The following is a 17912-nucleotide window of genomic DNA, read 5'->3' as shown; positions in this document are numbered from 1 at the left end:
CCGGCCCCCCCCAAATTAACCCCCCAAAATTTCCCAAACCCCCCCCCCCCCCTTTTTTTTTTTTTTTTTTTTCTCCCCCACCTTCCAACCCCCCCCGGCCCCCCCCGGGGGGGGGGCCTTTTCATGATGGGAAAGGTGGCAGGCCTGCGACGTGGCCGACCACGCCATCCTCGGTCAGTTCGGCAAGCGCCAGCGACTGATCGAGATGTTCGGCCCGCCAGGCAAGCAGCCTTTCGGCAAGCTCCAGCCGGACCGGCAGATAGGCCGGATCGGCAGCGACATTGCTCAGTTCGTCCTGATCCTTCTCCAGGTCGAACAGCAGCGGCGGCAGGCCGCCGGCGAAATGTACATATTTGAATTGTTTCGTGCGGATGACCGCCAGATTGCACTGGCGCGGACCGATGCCGAAATAGCGCTCGGCATCAGCGTCGGCAACCGAGCGGAAATCGAACTCCCAATGCGCGGCCTCGCGCCAATTGTCCGGCTCCCCGGCATCCAGGAACGGCTTCAGCGATTGTCCGTCGAGATGCGGCGGGAATACCTCGCCAAGCAGATCGAGCAATGTCGGCGCTATGTCGACTGCTTCGGTGAAGCGGTCGACGCTGGCGCCGGCCGCCTTGCGGCGACGCGGGTCGCGGATGATCAGCGGAATATGAAAACTACCGTCGAAGAAGCCGCCCTTGCCCAGCATGAAATGGTCGCCCATCATCTCGGCATGGTCAGAGGTCAGCACGATGATGGTGTCGTCCCAGGCATCCGCCGCCTTGACCACCTGCCAGATGCGGCCAAGCTGCGCGTCGACTTCCGAGATCATGCCGTAATAAAGCGCGCGGATGCGGCGAAAATTGTCGTCGCCCCAGTCGCGCACCTTGCCCTCTGCGCCGGGGCGGAAATTTGCCCGCTGCTGCTGCCCAAGTTCATAGGCAAGGTAGGGGTGGCTCTGCGCCTCGGCCTGCCAGTTCGCGGCGCGGCGGAAGGTTGTTCCGTCGGCTGGATCATACATCTTGTTGTAAGGCTCCGGCACGATGAAGGGCGGATGCGGGCTGAGGAAGGAAAGATGCGCAAACCACGGTGTACCGCGCTCCTGTTCGCCGAGCCAGCGGACGAATTCGCCGGTCAGGAAGGCGGCTGGGGTCTCGTCCTTCGAGTAGACGGGCGGTGAGGTGGTCACGGCGCCGTCCGTCGTGGCAGCAACGATTTCGTCCGCTGGGCGATGGATATCGGGAAAACCGGCGCTGCTATCGATGCCGCGCGCCTTGAGCCATGACAGCCACGGTTTCTGGTGCTCCGGCAGGAGTTGGCGCACGGTGAAGCCGGGCAGCACGCCTTCATAGCTTTTCAGCCGCGGGTCGCCTGGCGTCAGCGTGCGCGGATCGGGCGACACGTCGGTATAGCCGAACAGCGTCGGATCATAGCCGAGACTGCGTGCCGAGAGTGCGATGTTGCCATGGCGAGCGTCGAGCGGCGTGCCGTTGCGGCAGACGCGGTTGTTCATCTGGTAAAGGCCGGTGTAGAGGCAGGCGCGTGCCGGCGAGCAGGGCGCCGCCCCGCCAAAATGCTGTCGAAACAGCACACCCTCGGCGGCGAGCGCATCGGCATTCGGCGTTCGCACCACCTTGTGGCCTGCCGCCGACAGGCAGTCGCCGCGCCACTGGTCGCAGGTGATCAGGAGAACATTCGGGCGTCTGTCTTTTCTGACCAATGCTGGTGTCCTTCATTGAAAACCTGTCGCGAATACCTGCCGATCACGGGAGCCGAATTTTTGTGGCGACACAAGCCTCAGGTGTTCGCAAAACGGTGAACAAAAGTCGCTTTATTGTTCACTTATAGAGCACAGTCTATTCTGTGTTTGCGGCCTTTGCCGCCGGCTGGCGGCTCCTCATATTGGCGTGGACCGCGGCATGGGCCGCACAGGACAAGGAAGGAGCAGGAAAATGCTCAACCAGATCAGGGGTCTGCATCACGTCACCTCGATGGCCAGGGATGCGCGCCAGAACAACGAGTTCTTCACAAAAAAGCTCGGCCTGCGCCGGGTCAAGAAAACCGTCAATTTCGACGCGCCGGATGTCTACCATCTCTACTATGCCGACGAGCTCGGCACGCCCGGTTCGGTGATGACCTATTTTCCGTTCCGCAACATCGGCAAGGGCCGCCACGGCGTTGGCGAGGTCGGCACCACGGTCTATTCGGTGCCCGAAGGCACGCTTGCCTATTGGGAAAAGCGTTTTGCCGATGAGGGCGTCGCCGGGCTGTCGCGCGAAGAGAGCTTCGGCGACAAGCGCCTTGGCTTCGCCGGTCCCGATGGCGACGGGTTTGCGCTGGTCGAGAACAAGGCCGACACCCGTGCGCCATGGGCGAAGGGCGATGTTCCGTCCGACGAGGCGATCCGCGGCTTTCACTCGGTGTCGCTCAGGCTGAAGGACGGCGGCGCCACGGAAGAGCTGCTGAATTTCATGGGCTATGAGGAAGTCGACACGTCCGGCACTATAAAAAGGCTGGCGCTGAAGGACGGCAACGGCGCCAACATCGTCGATATCGAATCGCTGCCGGGCGCCGCATTTGCCGATCTCGGCGCCGGCTCGGTCCACCACGTCGCCTTCGCTGTCGAAAACCGCGCCAAGCAGCTCGAAGTGCGCAAGGCGCTGATGGACACCGGCTACCAGGTGACGCCGGTGATCGACCGCGATTATTTCTGGGCGATCTATTTCCGCACACCGGGCGGCGTGCTGTTCGAAGTCGCCACCAACGAGCCGGGCTTCGATCGCGACGAGGACGCCGCCCATCTCGGCGAGGCGCTGAAGCTGCCGTCGCAGCACCAGCATCTGAGGCCCTATCTCGAGCAACATCTGCAAAAGCTGGAAGACTAAAAGCGCATCGCGTTTGACCAGGTTGGGCGACGCGCTTTTAGTTTGGTTTTGTGCATGTCGTCATCGCAAAACCGCTGCGCACTTTTGCGCGACATGCATTAAGGACAAGGCCATGAGCAAGGACGCTTACACCTATAGGACACTGCCGGGTTCGCCTGATGGATCGCTGCTCTTCGTCTTCCACGGCACCGGGGCCGACGAGAACCAGCTTCTGTCGCTCGGGCGTGATCTCGCGCCGCAGGCGACTATCGTTTCGCCGCGCGGCGATGTCTCGGAAGACGGTGCTGCGCGCTTCTTTCGCCGCACCGGCGAGGGCGTCTACGACATGGACGACCTGGCGCGGGCGACGGACAAGATGATTGGCTTCGTCAAGGCGCACATCGGGGCGCATGTCGAGGCGTCAAAGCCCGCGTCGGTGCTTGGACTCGGCTATTCCAACGGCGCCAACATCCTGGCCTCGGTGGTGTTCGCGGCGCCCTCTCTGTTCGACGCGGCGGTGCTGATGCATCCGCTGATCCCATTCGAGCCGGAAATCGAGGGAAGTCTCGCCGGCCGCCGCATCCTGGTCACAGCAGGCAGGCGCGATCCGATCTGTCCGCCCAACCTGACGTCGCGGCTAGAAGCCCATTTGCGCGCCGATGGCGCCGATGTCACAGTGGAGTGGCACGACGGCGGCCATGAGGTGCAGTCGAACGAGATCGAGGCGGCGCGGCGGTTCCTGTCCGCTACGCCGGCAGAAGGAGCGTAAGCAATGCCTGACCAATTGCCGGAGGTCGAACTGGAGGATCGCGGTTCCAAGGGCCGTTATCTCCTGCGCGGGCCTGACGGCGCCGAGGCGGAGATGACTTTTACCAAGGTCGGCGAGCACCAGATCATCATCGACCACACCGAAGTGCCGGATGCGTTTCGCGGCCAGGGCGCGGGACTTAGGCTCGTTACCCGCGCCGTCGAGGACGCGCGCGCGGCGGGCAAGAAGATCATTCCGCTCTGCCCGTTCGCCAACGCCCAGTTCCGGCGTCACCAGGAATGGGCCGACGTGCTGAAGCAATAGCGCCGGTCCTGGCGCCAAGCCTCGGCGCACGATGACGGTTGCGGGCGGGCAGCCACAAGCGCTCGCTTCAATTGCGCAGATTGCCAGTCTTGCCAGTGGCCATTCTTACCCCGTGGCCAGCCTTGGCCACTGGGTCGTCTTGCCTAGTGGGTATTGCCTTGCCTAAGTAGGATATTGCCCGCCCGACCAATCGAACCGAGATGATCCCTTGATGACCGAAACCGATCTTGTTCCCGTCTTCGACGGCCACAACGACACGCTGCTCAGGCTCTATCAGTCGAAAGACGCGGATGTCGAAAAGCTGTTCATCGAGGGAACATCGGGTGGCCACATCGACCTGCCGCGCGCGAAACAGGGCGGCTTTGCCGGCGGCATGTTCGCAATCTTTCCGCCGCCGGTCGAGAAATCCAAGCGCAGTGCGGTTCCTCCCGCGCCAAGCGATATCGAGCCCTTGCCGCCCGAAATTCCGCGCGCCGACGCGCTTGCTTCCACCATCGCCATGGCCTCGATCCTGTTCAGGCTGGAACGAGCGTCGGCGCTCACCGTCTGCCGCAGCGCCGGCGATGTGCGAAACGCGATGGCGCAAGGGTCGATCGCAGCGGTGTTCCATATCGAAGGCGTCGAGGCGATCGACCCCGAACTGACCATGCTCAACGTGCTGCATGCGGCCGGCTTGCGCTCGCTCGGCATCGTCTGGAGCCGCCCGAACGCTTTCGGCCATGGCGTGCCGTTCCGTTTCCCGTCGACGCCCGACACCGGACCTGGCCTGACCGATGCCGGCAAGGCGCTGGTCAAGGCCTGCAACCAGCTCGGCATCATGGTCGATCTTTCGCACCTCAACGAGAAGGGGTTTCGCGACGTCGCCGAGATCAGCGACGCACCACTGGTCGCGACCCATTCCAATGTCCATGCGATCTGCGGCCATTCGCGTAACCTCACCGAATGGCAGCTCGGCGCGATCCGCGACTCGGGCGGCATGGTCGGGCTGAATTTCGCGACCGGGTTTTTGCGCGAAGACGGCAGGATGAATGCCGATACCAGTATCGACGTCATGGTGCGCCATGTCGATTCACTGCTGCAGGCTTTGGGCGAAGACGGCGTCGGGCTCGGGTCCGACTTCGACGGCGCCATGATCCCGGCTGTGGTCGGCGACGTCACCGGCCTGCCGAAGCTGCTCGACGCGTTCGCCGCGCGCGGCTTCGGTCTCGCGCTGATCGAGAAGATCGCCTACCGCAACTGGATAAGCATGCTGGAAAAGACCATTGGCTAAAGCGGGCCGCCCGGCGGAGCAGCCAGCAACCTGCAATTCGATCGAGCGGGGTTTGATGATCTCGACAGGACCGTTGTCTCCGAAGCTCAAGCCGCGGATGATTGCGGACTTCGAGACCTTCAGGGCCGGCTCTTGAAGCGCCAGACCGTACGAACCGATGTCGCCATCGTCGGCGCCGGCTTTACCGGCCTGTCAGCCGCGCATGAATTGAGCAAGGCCGGCATCGATCTTGCGCTGCTCGAGGCGCGCGGCCGCGTCGGCGGGCGGGTCGAGTCCCAGTGGAACGGGCTTGGCGAGCGGATCGACAGCGGCGGTCAGTTCCTGTGCGAGGACATGCCGGAACTGATGGCCCTGGTGCGAACGCGCGGCAAGACGTTGGTCGAGACCTATGCTAAGGGCGAGTTCGTTGCCCAGCCGCTGACCGGCGCAAAGCAAGTCGAGCGAATCTACCACGCCTCGATGTCGATCCGCGACCGCATGAACGCGATCGCACCGGGCGATCCGGCTATCGCCGGCTTGACCGTCGCCGCATGGCTCGATCGCCAGAACGATCCTGGCGAGGCCAAGGCGGCTTTCCGCTCGATGATCGAGGGCCTGTGGTGCCAAGCGCTTGAAAAACTGCCGCTTTGGCACCTCATCGACAATGACCGCCGTATCACCAACGAGGTGTCGGAGCTGCAGTATTTCGTGCACGAAACCATGCAGTCCCTGGCGGATGATCTGGCTGGCGATCTCGGCAACCGCCTGCGATTGAACACACCGGTCAGAACGATCGAGCGCAGACCGGGACGCGTTCGTCTCGCGTCGACGACGGGCTCGATCACGGCTCGAATAGCGCTGATCGCCATGCCGCCGATGATGGCTTCGAAGCTGGACTTCGCGCCGCCGCTGCCGGCTGCCTTGCAAAAGGTTCTCGGCGTCTGGCAAAGCGGCGCGGTGATCAAAATACAGCTGCGCTATGCCACCGCCTTTTGGCGCGCCAAGGGCCTGAGCGGCATGGTGATGTGGCGGGATCCGCCGGCACTTTTTGCCTGTGACGTCAGCAAGGATTGTGGCCACCCTGCGTTGGTCGTCTTCGTCGGCGGGCCGCTTGCCCTCCGCTGGCGGGAACTGGGAGATGCCGCGTTGCGCACCGAGGTTATGGCGCGGCTGAGGCAGGCGCTCGGCACGGACGCTGACGGCTTCATCGACTTCAGCTGTCGCGACTGGACCGATGATCGCTGGAGCGGTGGCGGCTACGCCGATCTCATCATCGATACGAGCGCCACCGAGGCCGAACAAACCATCCTGGCCGGCGCGCCGCCGGTGTATTTCGCATCCTCGGAATTGTCGCCGTTGTTTCCGGGCTATGTCGAAGGCGCAATCGTGGCTGGGCGCATTGCGGCACGGAAAATCCTCAGGGAATTTAATCCGCAGTAATCACTAGCGCCTCATGGTGCAGGCGAGGGCGTCTCAAGGTGGCGACCGGACGTCGCCGGGCCAGAGCGGCGGCGCGATTTGATCCCGCGCCCCTGCGATGACCGGATGTGCCCGCCGAAATCCCGTTTCAAAGCTGTTACACGGTCAGTTTGCGTGCGTCGTTCGTCCGTTACAAGGTGCGACTAAGTTCGTTTCAACAAAAAAAGAAGATCGACGAAGGGAAGCGCGATGTATACGAAAATCCGGACTGCCTGCAATGACCGCCGTCTGCAAGCGCTGAAGGGCAAGGATCGGCGGCCGAAGCTGGCGCTGCGCCAGCGCGCCAATAACCATCCGATGGCGCTGTTCGTGGTGCTGGGCGCCGCCGCGTTCGCCGGCATGGCGTTCGCGCCGACTGTTGGTCCCGCCTTTGCTTCACTGAACCCGCCGGCAAACATCGTCAAGGGCGCGCCGACCACGACCAAGACCGCGCGGCTGCCGATGCCGGAGATCGATTTTGTCTGCAAGGGGCAGGCCTGGGGCGCCGAGAGTGCGGAGTGCCTGCGCGTCATTGCCGAGCAATCCGGCATTCACAAGGCCCGCGCGGTTCGCGTGATCGCCAATGCCGCGCCGCTGACCGATACGCCGAACGTTTTTTGATGCCCGAGCGACCCCTCCAGCGCTCCAGGCAGGCTCCCGCCGCATCCTCGGCCGGGAGTCTTTTTTCTCTGGAAAGCCCCTTTGTTGAGCATCGGATTTTTTCAAAAACCGATTTCAACCAGTCCGAAGTCCTAGCTGCCCAATGCGGCCTGCTCGGCGATGGCCGACAGCACCCCGCGCACGTCCAGCGTGCTGAACGGCTTTTCCAGGATCTGCGGCCGCTGCGGCGCCGGCAATGCCTCGATTTCGGCTTTCGCGCCGATCAGGTCGCCGGTGACCAGAACGAAGCGCCGCGCCAGATCAGGCTTTTCGGCGAGCAGTTCGCGATAGATCGATATGCCGCTGGTGCCGGGCATGCGCAGATCGGAAAAGACGATGTCCGGCGGCATATGGCCCGACAAGGTCGCGGCGGCTGACGCCCAGCTCGGCACGATCCGCGACTTGATGCCCATCAACTCCAGAATGTCGGACAGCGAGGCGGCGACATCCGGCTCGTCGTCGATGATCAGGGCGTGGCGCAATCCGCTCGAGCGCGACGGGTTTTCGCCGGCGGCGGCCGCGCCGCCGGCGATCGCCGGCAACTGGACAACGAAACGGGCGCCTCTCGGCAGAACTTCCTCGAACCAGACATTGCCATTGTGCCGTTCGATGATCGATTTCGAAATCGACAGGCCGATGCCGGTGCCGACGCCGACCGGCTTGGTGGTGAAATACGATTCGAAGATGCGAGAGCGTATCGCTTCCGGCACGCCCGGCCCGTTGTCCTCGACCGAGAAACAGGGATTGCCGCGATCGCTGCGAAACGTGCGAACCTTGATCAGCCGGTCGCCGCCGATGCCGGCCAGAGCGTGCTGGCTGTTGATGAGGAAGTTGGCGGCAACTTGCGTCACATGGTCGGCGTCGGCCATGGCCAGCAGCGGGCCGCTGGCGAAATCGGTATCGATGATGATGCCGGTCGACCTGGCGCCGTAGGCGGTCACTTCGAGTGCCGCGCGGACCACCTGGTTGAGGTCGGTCTCGGCCTGCGACGCCGGATGCAGGCGGACCATCGAGAGGAAGCTCTTGACGATGCGGCCGCAGCGCTCTGCGGCGGCGCGCACCTTTTCGGCGCGCACCTTGGTCTGCGGGTCTGAAGCGAACTCGTGCAACAAAGTCGATTGGGCGACGACCACGGCAAGCGGGTTGTTGAGCTCGTGTGACACGCCGGCAAGCAGCGAGCCCATCGCCGCCATCTTCTCGTTCTGGTGCAGCTTTTCGCGCTGGCGGCCGATCTCCTCCTCGGCACGCAATTTGTCGCGGAGGTCGCGGATCGAGCCGAAGATCAGACGGCGGTCGGCGACCCGCATCTCGGTTGCCGTCAATTCGATCGGAAAGACCTCGCCGGCAGCATTCTGGGTGACGGTCTCGATCCGCTGCCCGACCATCGGCGCGCGGCGGCCCGACATGTATTCGGCGCCCGACACATAGCCCTTGCGATAATAGTCCGGAACGACGGTGTCGAGCAGGTCCTTGCCGAGGATGTCGCTGCGCTGGTAGCCGAACATCTTTTCGGCGGCCGGATTGAACTCGATGATCGAACCGGTCTCGTCGATGACGATGATCGCGTCGAGCGAGGCCTGCAGCATGGTGCGGCGGATGACTTCGCTGGCGTGGGCATCGGAAAGCGATCGTTCGATGGCGTCGCCGATGGCCAGCGCCACGATGTGCAGCGTCGCCACTTCCTCGTCGGTCCATTCGCGCTCGTTCACGCAGTCGTTGACCGCCAGCGTGCCCCACAGATGGCCATGCGCAAAGACCGACACCGACAGGAACGACTTGATGTGCTGCTTTTCGAAGTCGGTTCTCAGAAAGCCTTCGAGGTCGCGCGTGTGTCCCGCGAAGATCTTGCCTTGCCGCTCGTCCTCCGCCAACCGTTCCAGCAGTGGGTCCGAATTGACAACCGACTGCATGATCACCGTCGGCGATGCCAGCTCGCCACCATATCGGGGGTCGATCCAGTAGGCCGCCACCGATTGGGCAAAGCCTTGGCCGGGCAGTTCGCGCAGCCGAAACAGGATGCCGCGCTGGCAATCCATGGCCCCGCACAGCGTTTCAAGGATGCTGCCCATCTCGCGCTGCCAGTCGCCAGCTTCGTGAAGCCGGCGAACGATGTGAACAGCGGCCATCGCCGCGCCCTGCCTGACGCCGTGCCTATCGCTGCGTGCTTCAGCCGTCATGGTCAGCCGTCATTTCACAGTCGTGCCACCGAGAGTGGTTGGTCGCGCCGCTCAGTTGCCTTCGCCGGTCGGCAGCGAGAAGATATAGCCTTCGCCGCGGACTGTGCGCAGGAATTTCGGATTGGCCGGGTCCGCCTCGATCTTCTTCCTCAGCCTCATGATGCGGATATCGACTGCACGTGAGGATTCAGGATCTTCCGCGAAGCCGATCGCCTCGGAGATCGCCGCACGCGTCAGCAAGCGGTTGGCACGCGTCAGGAAGACCTCCAGCACGTCGAACTCGCTCTTGGCCAGGTCGATGACCGTCCCATTGGTGCCGGTGACGAACCGACCGTCGAGATCGGCATGGAAAGGTCCGAAGCTCATGGAACGGCGGTTGGCAGTTGTTTCGGCCTTGGCGGCCTGCGGCTCGGCCGGCTGCGGCACGCGGCGCAGCACGCTGCGGACCCGCGCCAGCACCTCGCGCAATTCGTAGGGCTTGACGATGTAGTCGTCGGCACCGAGTTCCAGCCCGACGATGCGGTCGAGCGCGGTGCCGGCGGCAGTGGCATAGATGATGCCGATCGGCGTTTTCGAGCGCATCCAGCGGCCAAGCGACAGGCCGTCCTCGCCCGGCATGGCGATGTCGAGGATGGCCAGGTGAAACGACTGCGTTTCCAGCAAGGTTCGCGCAGCGCTGGCACTCTCGGCCGTAGCGACATCGTAGCCGCTGGCGTCGAGATACTCGGCAACCGCGTCCCTCAGATCCGGCTCGTCCTCGACGACGACAATTCGTGCCCGCACGATGCTCTCGCTCCCACTTTCAGCGGAAAGTAGATTGGGTATAAACATCATGTCCAGCACTCATCTTGGGTTGCCGGGTTGCAGGGTAGAAAAAAATGGCTGCACGATCCATCATCGCGCTTGTTTCCGTCGCCGAAGTGGTCGCAACCGATCTGGCCGACCATCTCGAACGGCGCGGTCATGACGTTCGCGCAGTACGGCAGCCGTGGGAGGCCGAATCCTTGCTTTCCGGAAACGGCATCGATGTCGTTGTCGTCGGCGACAGCCTCAGCCAGGCGGAAGGTCGTGATCTGCTCAAGCGCCATGGCGGCGAGGGCGGGCCGGATTTCATCCTGATCTGCCGGCCGGCCGATCTCGTCGACAAGGTGCTGGCGCTCGAACTCGGCGCCGCCGACGTCGTCGAGAGCCCGCTCAACGTCAGGGAACTCGCCGCACGTATCGGCGGCTTGCTGGCACGGCGCGGCCGGAACGCCGGGGAATTGGTCGTGCTGGAGAACGCGACGGTCGACCTCCGGTCGGCCATGGTCATGCATCGCTCCGGCACGGAAGAACAGTTGTCGCCGGGTCAGGTGGCGCTGCTCAGATTGTTCCTGGCCAGTCCGCGCAAGGTCTTGACGCGCGACGATATCATTGCCGCCGCGCCCGCCGAAAATGCCGATGCCTTCGATCGCTCGATCGATTCGCGCATCGTGCGACTGCGCCGCAAGCTCGACACCGAAACCATCACCACCATACGGGGTGCGGGCTACCGGTTCGATCCGCCGACGCAGTTCGCCGACTGAGGCCGCGGCCCTCACCGTACTGTCCACAGGCCCAGACGCTCAGCGCACCACGAGAAGCGACGGACCTGACGGCATTTCGCTGGCCGCGACGAATTCGCTGGCATGGGCACGATCCCTGAGAAGCACGGTGGCGAGGCCGGCAAAGCCGAGCAGGCCCTGTGCGTAGAGCAGTGCGGAAAGTACCGAAGCTGCAAATTTCGTGTTCATCGTTTTCGTCCCCCAAATTTGGTTTCAGGTTCGCTTCAGGGAAAACCCCGAAGTGCCCCCGCCGCCATCGGAGCCCCCCGTTGCGGCGCGGGCCTTCGGTCCTCTCGGCTGCAAGTTGCCGGAGGTGCCGCGCATCTTCTTCAGCCCAAAACCGACCCGCCAGAGGGCCTTGAGCCGGTTATGCGCAGGCTGGAGACGATCCAGACCGTGGCGAAAACAGTGCGGCATGCAAATCAACACTGCGGCTATGCTTATCCTGAACAGCCAGGAGATCGCGTTAGACTGCATGTTCATCTTCGTTTGTGCCGGCTGTTTTCGTTGGGTCAACTCTGCGGGCGGCCTGTATCCAGATCATGCCGCTCGAGTCCGCGCTTTGTTGCCGATTGGTTTCGAGCCAAGTCAAATTTCTCCTTGGTTTCACCCCTGCAAATGCCTCGGATGGGCCTCCCGGCCGTTAACCAGAGGAAACAGTTTCGAAACAGAAACGTCGGCCGTGCGAAATCAATTCGAAACGTGACCCAACGACAAGCCCAGTCATCGAATTGGAGCCGGGCCATACCCGGCAGACAGGGGGATATCATGTACACTGCCATTTCCGCCAAGCTCATCAACATCGCCGCCGCCGTCACCGCGGGCACGGTTCTTCTGTTCGGCGCCGGCAACGGCGTTGCCGATGCTGCCAATCGGGCCGCCAATCAGATCGTGGCGCGGATTTCGCTTTCGCAGCAGACGATGGAAGTCCTCGTCGACGGCCGGCCGACCTTCGCGTGGAAAGTCTCGACCGGCGGTAGGGGGCATCTCACCCCGACCGGGTCGTTCAAGCCGACCCGCATGCACCAGATGTGGTATTCGAGGAAATATGACAACGCGCCGATGCCGCATTCGGTCTTCTTCAAGGGTGGCTACGCCGTGCATGCGACCAATTTCGTCAGGCGCCTCGGCCAGCCGGCCTCGCATGGCTGCGTGCGGCTGCATCCGGACAACGCCGCCGACTTCTACCAGCTTGTCGAGATGTTCGGTCCGACCAACACCAGGATCGTCATCGTCAAATAGATAAAGAAGGCGATTCGGACATCACTGCCCAAGAAAAAAGGCCGGAAGTTTCCGGCCTTTTTGTCAATCAATCAACCGGCACCGGCATCAGCTTCGGGTCCGGCTTCTCGGCGTGATGCGGCAGGTCCTTGCTGGCGATGAAGGTGTAGAACATCGGCACCACGAACAGGGTGAACATGGTTCCCACCAGAATGCCGGTGAAGATCACCAGGCCCATCGAATAGCGCGCTGCGGCGCCAGCGCCGCTGGAAATGATCAGCGGCACCACGCCGAGCGCCATCGCCGCCGTCGTCATCAGGATCGGTCTTAGCCGCACCCTGGCCGAGGCGACGATCGCATCGCGCCGCCGCATCCCGTGGAGCTCGCGCTGCTGGTTGGCGAATTCGACCAGAAGAATGCCGTGCTTGGTGATCAGGCCGATCAGCGTGATCAGCCCAACCTGCGTGTAGATGTTGAGCGTCCCCAGCCCCAGATTGAGCGGCACGATTGCGCCGAAGATCGACAGCGGCACCGACATCATGATGATCAACGGATCGCGGAAGCTTTCGAACTGCGCCGCCAGCACCAGATAGATCACAAGAACAGCTGCCGCGAAGGCGATGATGATCGTGTAGCCCTGCTCCTTCTCCTGACGCGACTGGCCGGTATAGTCGATGAAGAACGTGTCGGGCAGGCTTTCCCGGGCAATGTCCTCGATGGTCCTCAGCCCGTCACCGGTGGTGAGGGTGGGCAATGGCAGAGCGGAAATCGTGGCGGAGTTCAATTGGTTGAACTGCTCGATCACGGCCGGCGAGGCGTTCGTCGAGATCTTCACCACTGCCGAGAGCGGCACCATCTCGCCCGACGCGCTGCGGACGAAATACTCGGCCAGCTTTTCAGGGTTGTCGCGGAAGTTCTGCGGCACCTGCGGGATGATGTCGTAGCTGTTGGATTCGCGGTCGAACTGCGCCACTTCGGCGCCGCCGACCAAAAGGGTCAGCGTCCGGCCGATGTCGGCGATCGGCAGGTTGAGCGCCGCGGCGCGGTCGCGGTCGATCGTCACCGTCACTTGCGGTGCGTCAAAGGACATCGAATTCTGCACTGCGAGGAATCGACCGGAGGCCTGCGCCTTGTTCTTTATGTCCTCGGCCGCCTCGAACACCTGCGAGGCATCGCCGGTCGAGCGCACCACCATGGTGACCGGCAGGCCGCCGCCGGAGCCGGGCAGCGTCGGTGGGGCGAAGACGAAAGCCTCGACGCCCGCCACCTTGCTGAGGCGACCCGTGATGTCTTCCTGAAGCTCCTTCGAGCTGCGCTCGCGCTCGGCCCAGTCCTTGAATGCGAAGCCGACGAAGGCGCTGTTCGTCGGGCCCTGGAAGGCGACGGCGGAGAACCGCGCCCTGGTTTCGGGGATATCATTCATCAGTCCGAGAATCTGGTTCACATAGGTCTCGGTGTAGTCCGACGTGGCATAACGCGGCGCATTCACAAGAGACAGCAAGAAGCCCTGGTCCTCTTCCGGCGCCAGTTCGCCGGCGGTCTTGGTGAACATGAAGCCGGTCGTGGCGACCAGTGCGATGACGATCATCAGCGTCACCGGACGATATTTCAGCGAGCCGCTGACCAGCCGCTCATAAACGTTTTCGACGCGCCTGAATGTGTTGTCGACAATGCGCTGGAAGCGGCTGTGCGAGCCGGCTCGCAGGATGCGTGCCGACATCATCGGCGTGACGGTGAGGGCGACGACACCCGAAAGCACCACCGAGCCGGCAAGCGTCACCGCGAATTCGCGAAACAGTGCGCCGGTCAGGCCGCCGGTGAAGGCCAGCGGCGCGAACACGGCGGCCAGCGTTATCGTCATGGCGATGACGGCGGACGAGATCTCGCGCATGCCGTTGAAGGCCGCCTGCATCGGCGACAAACCGTCTTCCTCCATGTGGCGGTGAATGTTTTCCACCACCACGATGGCATCGTCGACGACGAGGCCGATCGCCAGCACCATGGCCAGCAACGACAAAAGGTTGATCGAATAGCCCAGCGTAAACAACAGGAAGCAGACGCCGATCAGCGACAGCGGAATGGTCACGATCGGCATCAGCACCGAGCGGAACGAGCCGAGGAAGAGCAGGATGACGACGATGACGATGGCGACCGCTTCGCCGATGGTTTTGAACACCTCCTCGATCGAGGCGCTGATCTGCTCGGTCGAATCGTAGACGATCTCGATCGTCATGCCTTGCGGCAGTGTCTCCTGGATGGTCGGCACGATTTCGTGGATCGCCTCCGCCGTCGTCAGCGGATTGGCGGCCGGCGTCGGGAAGATGGCGAGAAAGATGCCGGGCTTGCCATTGAAAGTCACCCTGGTGTCGGTGTTCGCCGCGGCGAGCTCGACGCGCGCCACGTCGCGCAGCCTCACCACATTGCCGTCCGTCGAACGAAGCGGAAGAGCGGCGAAAGCCTCCGGCGTCTGCAGCGTCGAGCGGACGGTGATCGAGGATGCGACGTATTCGTTTTCGGTATTGCCGGGTGCCGACAGGAAATTCGATGCGTTGATGGCGGTCAGCACGTCCGACGCCGTCACGCCGCGCGCCGCCAGTTTGATCGGGTCGATCCACACGCGCATCGAATATTCGGCGGCCCCGAAGATCTGCACGTCGGCGACACCCTCGACCGTCGACATGCGCGGCCGAACGACGCGCTCGATATATTCGGTGAGTTGTTCCGGCGTCATGTTCGGATTCTGCATCGAGATATACATCATCGCGAACTGCTCGCCGGTGCCCTTGACGATCACCGGGTCTTCGGACTCGTCCGGCAGGTCGCCGCGCACGCTTTGTACCTTCGACAGGACTTCGTTCAGCGCGACATCGGGGTTGGAGCCGAGTTTCATCTGCACCGTCACGGTGCTTGAGGACGGCCGGCTCGCCGACGTGACGTAATCGATGTTTTCGGTCGAAGCGACGGCACGGGCGATCGGCGCAGAAATGAACCCCTGGATCAGGTCGGCGCTGGCGCCGGGATAGGCCGTGGTGATCGTGATGGCCGTCTCTTCGACCTCCGGATACTGCCGGATCGAGAGGCTGAAGATGCCTTGGAAACCCAGAAGCAGAATCATCAAGGCGAGCACGGTCGAAAGGACCGGACGGCGAATGAAGATGTCGGAGAAGCTCATTTCTGGGCTGCCTGCTGGTTTGCCGGCTTGGTCGGGTCGATGGTGTTGTCGACGGCAACGGACATGCCGGCGGAAAGGCGGTTCTGGCCGGCGGTAACGACTTCGTCGCCGGGCGCAAGGCCCTCCAGGATCTCAACCAGGCCGTCATTGCGACGGCCCGGCTTGACGAACACCTGGGCAAGCACGAGCTGCGGCTTCTGCTCTTGTGCCGTCGGCTCGGCCGGCGCAGCAGTGGGTTTTTCCTCGGGTTTTGCCGCGGGCGCTTCAGCCGCGGGCTTGGCATCCGTGGCCGGCTTTTCTTCCGGCTTCGCCGCAGCAGCAGGGGCGGCGCCACCGTCGGCGGCGGGCTTTGCCGGACGCACCACGAAGACGAAATCACCGTAGAGGCTGGAGGTCAGCGCGGTCTGCGGCACCGTTAGCACGTTGTTTTCCTCGGGCAGTTCGACGCGCACCTGCACGAACTGGCCAGGTGTCAGCTTGCCTTCGGGGTTGGCGACCTCGGCCCTGACCGTCACCATCCGGCTGGTCGGATTGATCTTCGGGTCGATACCGCGGATGGTGCCGGCGAACGGAAGCTCGCCGTCGCCAATGCCCAGCCGCAGCGTCTGGCCGATCTTCAGCAGCGGAAGCTGCTGTTCGGGAACCGAGAAATCGGCTCGCATCGTCTCCAGATCCTGCAGGGTCGCTACGGAAGTGCCGGGTGAGAGATACTGGCCGAGATCGATCCTGGGGATACCAATGGTGCCGCTGAAGGGCGCTGTCAGCAGCTTCTGCTCGAGCACCGCCTGCAGCCTGTTGACCCGCGAAGCGGAAGCCAATGCGGCTGCCCGCGCTGAATCGAGCGTCGATTCCGAGCCGACATCGCGTTTCTGCAATTCAAGGGCGCGTGTCAACGCCGTCTGGTCGAGCGCTGCTTGCGCCTTCGTCGCATCGAGATCGGCGCGCTCTGCGGCATCGTCGAGCTGAAGGAGACCCGCGTTGGCTTCAACCTTCTGATTGGCCTGAAACAGGATGTCCTTGACGATGCCGGCGGTCTCGACGGTCAGGTCGACGCCGCGGACCGCACTGACAGTGCCGATCGCCTCGACGCCCGGCGTCCACCCCGTCGGCTTGACGATCATCGTCGACACGGTCGCCGCCGGCGGCTTCATCGTGGCGAAGAATTCCTGCATTGCATTGTCGCGGAACAAGTTGAAGCCGACGATGCCGCCGCAGACCAGCACGAGCAGAATGGAGGCGATGATGAAACGCTTGATCACGAACAGTCCCCTTGGCCATGGCCCGGCACAACAGTCGGATGACCCAAACACATAGCTGTGACTGGTCCCGATATCAAATGACGGCGACCTTACTGTACCGTCTGGACGGTCTTGTCAATTCCGCGTAGGCTAATGTATGGGGGAACGATTGATGAAAGCCCGCAGAGCAAATTCGCGTGATAAAATTCTCGCCGCCGCCGCTGATGTGGCACGTGAGACAGGGCCGGGCAGCCTGTCGCTGGACGCCGTCGCCAGCCGGGCCGGGGTGTCGAAAGGCGGCTTGCTGTACAATTTCCCGACCAAGGCGAAACTGATGCAGGCGCTGGTTGAGGATTATCTGCGCGCCTTCGAGCAGGCGCTGGACGCCGCCCGCACTGCCGGCGTCAGCGGAGAGAGCCCGCTTGCGACCTACATCAAGCTTTCGGCCGAACATGCCGCGGCATCGAAACCGTCGGCGTCCTGGATATTTTCGGCGATCGCCGAGGATCCCGATTTCCTGACGCCGATAAAAGCGTTCAGGCGGCAGGTTTTCGAACGGCTCAAGGGAGAAACGCCGGACCTCAAGGCGCTGCTGGTCTGCTACCTCGCCATCGAAGGACTTCGCAGCATGAATCTCTTCGATTCGGATGTTCTTTCGGTCGACGAACGCCGGTTGCTGATATCGTCCTTGTTGGAGATTGCGGGATAGATTGCCGCGCAGGAGTGCCGTTCAGGGAACCTTTGTCCGCCTCGCGATTTTGGATGTATGGTGAGAAGCCGAACGGCCAGAAAGGCATTCCCCGATGACAACAAAACGTTTTGCGATCCGCGCTCTCGTTTTCGCAATGGGGTGCAGCATGTCTGCCGCGGCCTTGGCTGGAGATCGCGATGATCGGCCTGACCGTGATCGCTACGTCCCCGCCGAAGGCAACATCATCGACATTCTGTTCGGCGGCCCGCGCTACTATGATCGGCAGTTGTTCACGACAGCCGCAGGAGCCTGCTCCTACCACAGGGTCGGACCCGACGCGAATGCCTTGAACAAGATCAACGATCACCATTGCGGGAAGTAGGCGGCCGGCTGCGGCGCCCGCCAGCGCAGTCGGGCGATGCAGCGGCGCAGAATGAAGACTGTAGCGATCCTTGGCGCCCCCCTCTGTCCTGCCGGACATCTCCCCCACACGGGGGGAGATTGGCAGCTTCACCGACAACGCCCTTTCTTCAACGTTGGCGATT

General features: G+C 62.9%; 16 protein-coding genes. 10 read left to right on the top strand and 6 right to left on the bottom strand.

Features of this window, described 5'->3' with window-relative positions; all coding sequences use genetic code 11:
• Window positions 1–121: 121 nt before the first annotated feature.
• Window positions 122–1702 carry an alkaline phosphatase family protein gene (locus AC0L2Z_RS15840; RefSeq protein WP_023797120.1) on the bottom strand — a complete coding sequence of 527 codons (1581 nt, stop codon included), beginning with the start codon at window positions 1700–1702 and terminating at the stop codon, window positions 122–124.
• 232 nt (window positions 1703–1934) lie between these two features.
• Here AC0L2Z_RS15840 and AC0L2Z_RS15835 point away from each other — a divergent pair, with 232 nt between their 5' ends.
• The 6 genes from AC0L2Z_RS15835 (at window position 1935) to AC0L2Z_RS15810 (ending at window position 7246) form a co-directional block, all read left to right on the top strand.
• Window positions 1935–2867: a VOC family protein gene (locus AC0L2Z_RS15835; protein WP_473628673.1), complete on the top strand. Its 933-nt coding sequence runs from the start codon at window positions 1935–1937 to the stop codon at window positions 2865–2867.
• A 112-nt stretch (window positions 2868–2979) separates the two neighbouring features.
• Window positions 2980–3615 carry an alpha/beta hydrolase gene (locus tag AC0L2Z_RS15830; RefSeq protein WP_023797122.1) on the top strand — a complete coding sequence of 212 codons (636 nt, stop codon included), beginning with the start codon at window positions 2980–2982 and terminating at the stop codon, window positions 3613–3615.
• A gap of 3 nt (window positions 3616–3618) precedes the next feature.
• A complete protein-coding gene (locus tag AC0L2Z_RS15825) occupies window positions 3619–3918 on the top strand; it encodes a GNAT family N-acetyltransferase (RefSeq protein WP_023797123.1) in 300 nt (99 codons plus the stop codon).
• Between the two features lie 211 nt (window positions 3919–4129).
• Complete coding sequence (locus AC0L2Z_RS15820) at window positions 4130–5188, top strand: dipeptidase (protein ID WP_473628671.1); 1059 nt, start codon at window positions 4130–4132, stop codon at window positions 5186–5188.
• 132 nt (window positions 5189–5320) lie between these two features.
• Window positions 5321–6607 (top strand): flavin monoamine oxidase family protein, encoded by a 1287-nt coding sequence (locus tag AC0L2Z_RS15815; protein WP_473628670.1) that lies wholly within the window; start codon window positions 5321–5323, stop codon window positions 6605–6607.
• Window positions 6608–6835: 228 nt separating this feature from the next.
• A complete protein-coding gene (locus tag AC0L2Z_RS15810) occupies window positions 6836–7246 on the top strand; it encodes a hypothetical protein (protein WP_473628669.1) in 411 nt (136 codons plus the stop codon).
• Window positions 7247–7377: 131 nt separating this feature from the next.
• On the opposite strand, the gene AC0L2Z_RS15805 is transcribed toward AC0L2Z_RS15810, so the two are convergent.
• Together AC0L2Z_RS15805 and AC0L2Z_RS15800 are read right to left on the bottom strand one after the other, a co-directional pair.
• A complete protein-coding gene (locus tag AC0L2Z_RS15805) occupies window positions 7378–9462 on the bottom strand; it encodes a GAF domain-containing sensor histidine kinase (protein ID WP_473628667.1) in 2085 nt (694 codons plus the stop codon).
• 51 nt (window positions 9463–9513) lie between these two features.
• Entirely contained in the window at window positions 9514–10293 is a 780-nt protein-coding gene (locus tag AC0L2Z_RS15800) for a response regulator (protein WP_063830524.1), read from the bottom strand.
• Between the two features lie 47 nt (window positions 10294–10340).
• Here AC0L2Z_RS15800 and AC0L2Z_RS15795 point away from each other — a divergent pair, with 47 nt between their 5' ends.
• Window positions 10341–11027, top strand: coding sequence for a response regulator transcription factor (locus tag AC0L2Z_RS15795; RefSeq protein WP_023797129.1), 687 nt, complete (start codon window positions 10341–10343; stop codon window positions 11025–11027).
• 39 nt (window positions 11028–11066) lie between these two features.
• Here the strand turns inward: AC0L2Z_RS15795 and AC0L2Z_RS15790 are convergent, their stop codons facing one another.
• Complete coding sequence (locus AC0L2Z_RS15790) at window positions 11067–11234, bottom strand: hypothetical protein (protein WP_023797130.1); 168 nt, start codon at window positions 11232–11234, stop codon at window positions 11067–11069.
• Between the two features lie 579 nt (window positions 11235–11813).
• Between AC0L2Z_RS15790 and AC0L2Z_RS15785 the strand changes: the two genes are divergently transcribed.
• Window positions 11814–12287 (top strand): L,D-transpeptidase, encoded by a 474-nt coding sequence (locus AC0L2Z_RS15785; protein ID WP_027153453.1) that lies wholly within the window; start codon window positions 11814–11816, stop codon window positions 12285–12287.
• Between the two features lie 67 nt (window positions 12288–12354).
• On the opposite strand, the gene AC0L2Z_RS15780 is transcribed toward AC0L2Z_RS15785, so the two are convergent.
• Both AC0L2Z_RS15780 and AC0L2Z_RS15775 read right to left on the bottom strand, forming a co-directional pair.
• On the bottom strand, window positions 12355–15438 hold the full coding sequence (locus AC0L2Z_RS15780; RefSeq protein ID WP_473628665.1) for an efflux RND transporter permease subunit: 3084 nt from the start codon (window positions 15436–15438) through the stop codon (window positions 12355–12357).
• Complete coding sequence (locus AC0L2Z_RS15775) at window positions 15435–16697, bottom strand: efflux RND transporter periplasmic adaptor subunit (protein ID WP_473628663.1); 1263 nt, start codon at window positions 16695–16697, stop codon at window positions 15435–15437. The genes AC0L2Z_RS15780 and AC0L2Z_RS15775 overlap by 4 nt, the downstream gene beginning before the upstream one ends.
• Before the next feature lie 151 nt (window positions 16698–16848).
• On the opposite strand from AC0L2Z_RS15775, the gene AC0L2Z_RS15770 reads away from it, so the two are divergent.
• On the top strand, window positions 16849–17385 hold the full coding sequence (locus AC0L2Z_RS15770) for a TetR/AcrR family transcriptional regulator (RefSeq protein ID WP_473628661.1): 537 nt from the start codon (window positions 16849–16851) through the stop codon (window positions 17383–17385).
• A gap of 148 nt (window positions 17386–17533) precedes the next feature.
• Window positions 17534–17749 carry a hypothetical protein gene (locus AC0L2Z_RS15765; protein ID WP_473512073.1) on the top strand — a complete coding sequence of 72 codons (216 nt, stop codon included), beginning with the start codon at window positions 17534–17536 and terminating at the stop codon, window positions 17747–17749.
• Window positions 17750–17912 lie beyond the last annotated feature (163 nt).

The sequence above is a fragment of the Mesorhizobium sp. WSM4850 genome, from assembly GCF_055811735.1.
This window is presented reverse-complemented; position numbering and strand designations above follow the sequence as displayed.

What these genes read in the sequence shown, in the direction of transcription:
- AC0L2Z_RS15795 (WP_023797129.1), top strand. Translation starts at nt 10,341, where the DNA reads ATGGCTGCACGATCCATCATCGCGCTTGTTTCCGTCGCCGAAGTGGTC.
- AC0L2Z_RS15770 (WP_473628661.1), top strand. Translation starts at nt 16,849, where the DNA reads ATGAAAGCCCGCAGAGCAAATTCGCGTGATAAAATTCTCGCCGCCGCC.
- AC0L2Z_RS15800 (WP_063830524.1), bottom strand. Translation starts at nt 10,293, where the DNA reads ATGTTTATACCCAATCTACTTTCCGCTGAAAGTGGGAGCGAGAGCATC.
- AC0L2Z_RS15780 (WP_473628665.1), bottom strand. Translation starts at nt 15,438, where the DNA reads ATGAGCTTCTCCGACATCTTCATTCGCCGTCCGGTCCTTTCGACCGTG.
- AC0L2Z_RS15820 (WP_473628671.1), top strand. Translation starts at nt 4,130, where the DNA reads ATGACCGAAACCGATCTTGTTCCCGTCTTCGACGGCCACAACGACACG.
- AC0L2Z_RS15790 (WP_023797130.1), bottom strand. Translation starts at nt 11,234, where the DNA reads ATGAACACGAAATTTGCAGCTTCGGTACTTTCCGCACTGCTCTACGCA.
- AC0L2Z_RS15835 (WP_473628673.1), top strand. Translation starts at nt 1,935, where the DNA reads ATGCTCAACCAGATCAGGGGTCTGCATCACGTCACCTCGATGGCCAGG.
- AC0L2Z_RS15805 (WP_473628667.1), bottom strand. Translation starts at nt 9,462, where the DNA reads ATGACGGCTGAAGCACGCAGCGATAGGCACGGCGTCAGGCAGGGCGCG.
- AC0L2Z_RS15825 (WP_023797123.1), top strand. Translation starts at nt 3,619, where the DNA reads ATGCCTGACCAATTGCCGGAGGTCGAACTGGAGGATCGCGGTTCCAAG.
- AC0L2Z_RS15810 (WP_473628669.1), top strand. Translation starts at nt 6,836, where the DNA reads ATGTATACGAAAATCCGGACTGCCTGCAATGACCGCCGTCTGCAAGCG.
- AC0L2Z_RS15765 (WP_473512073.1), top strand. Translation starts at nt 17,534, where the DNA reads ATGTCTGCCGCGGCCTTGGCTGGAGATCGCGATGATCGGCCTGACCGT.
- AC0L2Z_RS15785 (WP_027153453.1), top strand. Translation starts at nt 11,814, where the DNA reads ATGTACACTGCCATTTCCGCCAAGCTCATCAACATCGCCGCCGCCGTC.
- AC0L2Z_RS15830 (WP_023797122.1), top strand. Translation starts at nt 2,980, where the DNA reads ATGAGCAAGGACGCTTACACCTATAGGACACTGCCGGGTTCGCCTGAT.